The 4516-nt window shown below is 59.7% G+C and carries 6 protein-coding genes and 1 pseudogene; all 7 read right to left on the bottom strand.

What is annotated here, in order from left to right:
* Positions 1 to 243 (bottom strand): annotated as a pseudogene (locus BIS10_RS17540) (adenosylcobinamide kinase); the annotation flags it as partial.
* On the bottom strand, positions 195 to 830 hold the full coding sequence (locus BIS10_RS17545) for a histidine phosphatase family protein (protein WP_253507255.1): 636 nt from the start codon (positions 828 to 830) through the stop codon (positions 195 to 197). The gene BIS10_RS17545 and the pseudogene BIS10_RS17540, both read right to left, overlap by 49 nt.
* Positions 785 to 1549, bottom strand: coding sequence for an adenosylcobinamide-GDP ribazoletransferase (gene cobS, locus BIS10_RS17550; protein WP_301282093.1), 765 nt, complete (start codon positions 1547 to 1549; stop codon positions 785 to 787). The genes BIS10_RS17545 and cobS overlap by 46 nt, the downstream gene beginning before the upstream one ends.
* 8 nt (positions 1550 to 1557) lie before the next feature.
* Positions 1558 to 2124: a bifunctional adenosylcobinamide kinase/adenosylcobinamide-phosphate guanylyltransferase gene (locus tag BIS10_RS17555; protein WP_253507245.1), complete on the bottom strand. Its 567-nt coding sequence runs from the start codon at positions 2122 to 2124 to the stop codon at positions 1558 to 1560.
* Positions 2108 to 3199 (bottom strand): threonine-phosphate decarboxylase CobD, encoded by a 1092-nt coding sequence (gene cobD / locus BIS10_RS17560; RefSeq protein ID WP_253507248.1) that lies wholly within the window; start codon positions 3197 to 3199, stop codon positions 2108 to 2110. Before cobD ends, BIS10_RS17555 begins: the two co-directional genes overlap by 17 nt.
* Complete coding sequence (cbiB, locus tag BIS10_RS17565) at positions 3196 to 4185, bottom strand: adenosylcobinamide-phosphate synthase CbiB (protein WP_253507251.1); 990 nt, start codon at positions 4183 to 4185, stop codon at positions 3196 to 3198. Before cbiB ends, cobD begins: the two co-directional genes overlap by 4 nt.
* Positions 4182 to 4516, bottom strand: a 335-nt coding sequence (locus BIS10_RS17570; protein WP_253507253.1) for a nicotinate-nucleotide--dimethylbenzimidazole phosphoribosyltransferase, incomplete at its 5' end; no start/stop codon positions are given. The genes cbiB and BIS10_RS17570, both read right to left, overlap by 4 nt.

Below are 4516 nucleotides of genomic sequence, written 5' to 3' on the forward strand. Positions count from 1 at the left end.
GTTTAGGCGCTGTAAATCTTCCCGCCACTGGGCTCGCCACTCGTCGCTGCTGAAGTCAGAATCCAGCGCGGCGGTGAGCCACTCAAACAAGCCGTGGAGCACCAGCGGCGTATTCGGCAGCATGACGTGGGCGACCTCGTGAAGGCGCTGGCCAGGGGCTAAGCGCCACCATACCGCACCGGGAAAGCGTTGTTTTACAGCATCGCGCTTACCTGCACTGGCACCGCCGATGAATAGTTGCATTGCCATTCTCCTTTTCCATCCTCACCTGCCTGATACGCGAGCTGCCAGCGCCGTCCTTGGGCCTGATGCACAATCCTCTCCCAAAAATCGAGGGTTTCAAAACGGCGGCGTAGCTCACGAATCACACCGCCGTGGGTCACCACTAACACTTTTTGATAGCCATACTGCTGAGTGTGTGCCGCGACATCGTCGAGCCAAGCATCTAGACGTTCGCGCAGCTGGCCAGAAGACTCTCCACCGGGAATTTGCAGCTCTCCGGCGCTATCAATCCAGGCGCGATAGTGCGGCAATTCTTTTAATTCATCGTAAACCTTGCCTTCGTACTCGCCAAAATCAAGCTCTCGTAGGCGCGGTTCGGCATAGATGGGTATACCCGGTTTTGCTGCTTGTGACCACGCCAGCGTTTGCTGGCAGCGGCCAAGGTCACTGGCATAAATCGCGTCAAAGCGTTCATCCATCAGGGCTTTCCGAAGCGTTAGCAGCCCCTCCTCCGCATCGGGAAACAGCAGCGGAATATCCCGCTGGCCCTGGTAACGGCGCTCTAAATTCCAGGCGGTGATACCGTGACGAACTGCCACCAACTCCACATTAAGACCAGTAGCCAAAGCTCTCCTCCTTCAATGGTGGCACCGACCATATCGCCGTTAATGCCGTTAAATAGACGCAGCAGTGCCGCACGCGTCAGCGCTAACCAACACGCGACTGCGACCAGCCATAGCGCCATCGTGGGCCATGCCAACGCCAGCGGTAGAAGCGGCACCAGCGCTAGCCCAACATTACGACGACTAAGCGACTGCTGCCAGCTCCAAGCCAGGCCGCGTGGTTGGGCACACGGGGTGAGTATGAGTAGCGCCACACCTGCCCAGCGCCCTAGCGCAGGCACGATCACCAGCCACCACAGCGGCGCGTGATACTGCAGCAGCGCCCAGAGCAGCACGCCCTTCCAGGCCAGCAAAAACAGCAGCGCCAGCATACCGAAGCTGCCGATTTGTGGGTCTTTCATGATCTCCCAGCGCCGTTCCAGCGGCTGGTTGCTGCCCAGCGCATCGGCCAGGTCCATCACGCCATCCAAGTGCAAGCCGCCGGTTAACGCCACCCACACGCTAAGCAACAGCAGCGCGGTGATCGGCGTAGGTGTATGCAGCTGCCCTATTAGCAGCGCGGCCAGTGCTAGCACGCCACCCACCAGCAGGCCCACTAGCGGGTAGGCGCGAATAGCCCAGCGTCGGGTATCGGGTGTCCAGGGGCAGGCCACCGGAATGGGTAAGCGAGTGAGAAATTGTAGGGCGAGCAGCCCGCCATACATGACGTTGTTCACAAATTTGCGACCGCCTTCCACTCGATGGGCTGGCCCGCGACGACCTCAATGACGCTATCTGCCTCGGTGGCCAACCAACGGTGAAGCATTTGCAAAAACTCCACGTAGCGCAGCGTTTCGGACCCGTTCGGCAGCGGCGCTTCGTTAAGATCATTGGAGACAATCACTAAAGTAATATTCCGCGCTCGGGCATCTTGTAGGCAGCGCACTAAAAGAGAAAAGCCTTCGGTAGTGGAAAGCGGCTCGCTCTCGTCGTCTTCCTCATGAAACATGACCTGACTACCCCACAGAGTAAGGCAATCTAACAGGGCAGCGTGACCGTCCGGCACTTGGGACACCGCTTGATCAATTGCCAAAGGTGCTTCCAGCGTTACCCAAGAAGACACCGAGCTGGAGGTGGACCGTTCCGCTTTGTGATGCGCTACCCGCTCAGCCATTTCATCATCATAGACACTGGCGGTGGCCACATAGAAACAGGGCTTACCGTTGGCGGCTTGCAGGACGCACTGTTCAGCGACGTGACTCTTACCGGAGCGCGCGCCCCCACTAACAAACACAATCATGTAACACCTTTAACAATCGATCATTTGCCGAACTATCGCGCACAGCCAGCCGCAGCCAACCACCGTTTAGCCCTGAAAAGCTATAGGTATGCCGCGCCAGCATACCGGTATAAAGCAAGCGTTCAAGCAGCAGCACGCTGGAAATACCGCGCTGGCACAGCTCAGCTCCAGGGCGCACGAGAAAAAAGCAGCTGTGGCTAGACACCACTTCAAGCCCCATGGCGGCCAGCGCTTGCCCCATGCGCGGCTGCTCACTGGCAAGCCACTGCCGGGTACGCTGAGCAAATACCACATCGGCCAGCAGCGGTGCCACTAGCTCGGCGGCGAGGTGATTGACGCTCCAGGGCGGCTGATGGCGTGCCAGGGCGGCAATGTGCTCGGCACTGGCCAACACATAACCCAGGCGCAGCCCGGGCAGGGTGTAAAACTTGGTCATGGAGCGCAGCAGCATAAGCTGCGGATAGCGGGCTAGCAGCGGCGTGAGCGGCTCAGCGTCTATGGCTAAATCAATAAAGGCTTCATCCACCACCAGCGTTGCCGTGGTAGGCATGCACGAGAGCAAACGCTCAATCTCCACAGCGGAGATCAGCGTGCCGGTGGGATTGTTGGGGCGGCATAGAAACACCACATCTGCTTTAGCAGCCCGCACGTTTAACGCCGCCGGTTGCACCTCAAACCGCGGTGCCTCAAGCACATATTCCGTCACAGTAAGACGATGCGCTGCACAGGCTCTGGCGTATTCGCCAAAGGTTGGTGTCACAATCAGTGCGCACTGGCCAGCGTGGTGGGCAGCAGCAAGAAAAATAGCTTCCGCCCCGCCGTTGGTGAGCAGCACTTGCTCTGGCGCCACGCCCTCGTGCTCGGCAATGGCTTGTCGTGCGGCGTGGTAGCTGGGCTCTGGGTAGCGGCTTAACCCCCTAATATGATCAGCCAACCAATCCGTCACCCAGGGCGGCGGCCCCAGCGGGTTGAGGTTAGCACTCACATCCTCGAACGGGTGATCCGCAGGCAGCCCAAAGCGCTTCAATAGCGCCGCTGCGTCGCCGCCATGGTTTGGCCAGGGAGTGGAAGTCATATCCGCCCCCAGAGAGTCAACGCGGCTAAGGTGAAGAACAGCAGCCACCCGCCGTGCATCAGCCGCAGCGTCATGCAAATATGCGCCACGTTGAGCGGCATTTGCCCGCTCCCCAAGGTCGCCCGATGGGAGGCCACACCCTGATAAAAATTAGTGCCGCCTAACTGTACGCCCAGCAAATTCGCCACCATCGCTTCCGGCCAACCGGCGTTGGGGCTGGGGTGGCGCGGCGCTTCCCGGCAGGTGGCGGCCAGCGCGCCTCGCCAGCGTGATACGGTGACACCTCGCCCTATCAAGCCGCTGCCCGCTAGCCATAAACAGAGCGCCGTCAGCCGTGCGGGCAGCCAATTAGCCACATCATCCAGTTTTGCCGATGCGTAGCCAAAGTCGTTAAAGCGTTCGTTACGGTAGCCCACCATCGAATCCAGGGTATTCACCGCCTTGTACGCTAGCGCTAACGGTGCCCCGCCAATAAGCGCAAAAAACAGCGGTGCCGTGATGCCATCTACGGTATTTTCAGCCACGGTTTCCACTGCGCCACGGGTGATGCCTGCTTCCTCTACGCGTTGCGTATCGCGTCCTACAATCATTGCCAGCGCTTGGCGTGCAGCGGGCAAATCGCCTTTGCTAAGCGGTGCTGACACCGCACGGGCCGCATCGCCCAAACCTTTTATCGCAAGCGTCGTAGAAAGCAGCCACAGCTCGGCTATCAACGCCAACCCAGGGTGAAGCCTGGCAAGCACTAAGAGAAACAGCCAGCTAAACAACCACACGCCCCCCACTACCGTCACGGTTAGGAAAGCACCGCTTAGCTTGCGCTGCCGCGCCGTGCCCCGATTCCATAGCCGCTCATAGCTGCTAATCATCCCCCCAATGATCACCACAGGATGTGGCAACCAGCGCGGGTCGCCCACTAGCAGATCAATGAGAATGGCAACGGCGACGAGGATAACTGCGGCAGGCATCCCATCAGTAATAAAACTCATGCGGTGTGACTGCTAACACCGGCCTGAGTAAAGGTGGCCATCTCCTTCAGCATGGCGGCCGCCGCCTGCACCAGCGGGAACGCCAGCGCCGCCCCACTGCCTTCACCCAAACGCATACCCAGCGCCAGCAACGGCTCGGCCTGAAGCGCTTCTAGCGCGGTGGCGTGGCCCGGCTCTTCAGAACGATGGCCAAAAATGAGATAGCCTCGCACCGCTGGGCACAGCCGGCAGGCCGTTAGTGCGGCGACGGTAGCAATAAAACCATCCACAATGGCGGGTAGCCGATGGGCGGCAGCGGCCAAATAGGCCCCCGTCATGGCGGCGATCTCTA

It is taken from the genome of Halomonas sp. 707B3, assembly GCF_024158645.1.
GTDB lineage: Bacteria > Pseudomonadota > Gammaproteobacteria > Pseudomonadales > Halomonadaceae > Vreelandella > Vreelandella lionensis.

Bases quoted from the DNA above. Each gene is read 5' to 3' on its own strand.
- BIS10_RS17555 (WP_253507245.1), bottom strand. From the start codon at position 2,124: ATGATTGTGTTTGTTAGTGGGGGCGCGCGCTCCGGTAAGAGTCACGTC.
- cbiB (WP_253507251.1), bottom strand. From the start codon at position 4,185: ATGAGTTTTATTACTGATGGGATGCCTGCCGCAGTTATCCTCGTCGCC.
- cobS (WP_301282093.1), bottom strand. From the start codon at position 1,549: ATGTATGGCGGGCTGCTCGCCCTACAATTTCTCACTCGCTTACCCATT.
- cobD (WP_253507248.1), bottom strand. From the start codon at position 3,199: ATGACTTCCACTCCCTGGCCAAACCATGGCGGCGACGCAGCGGCGCTA.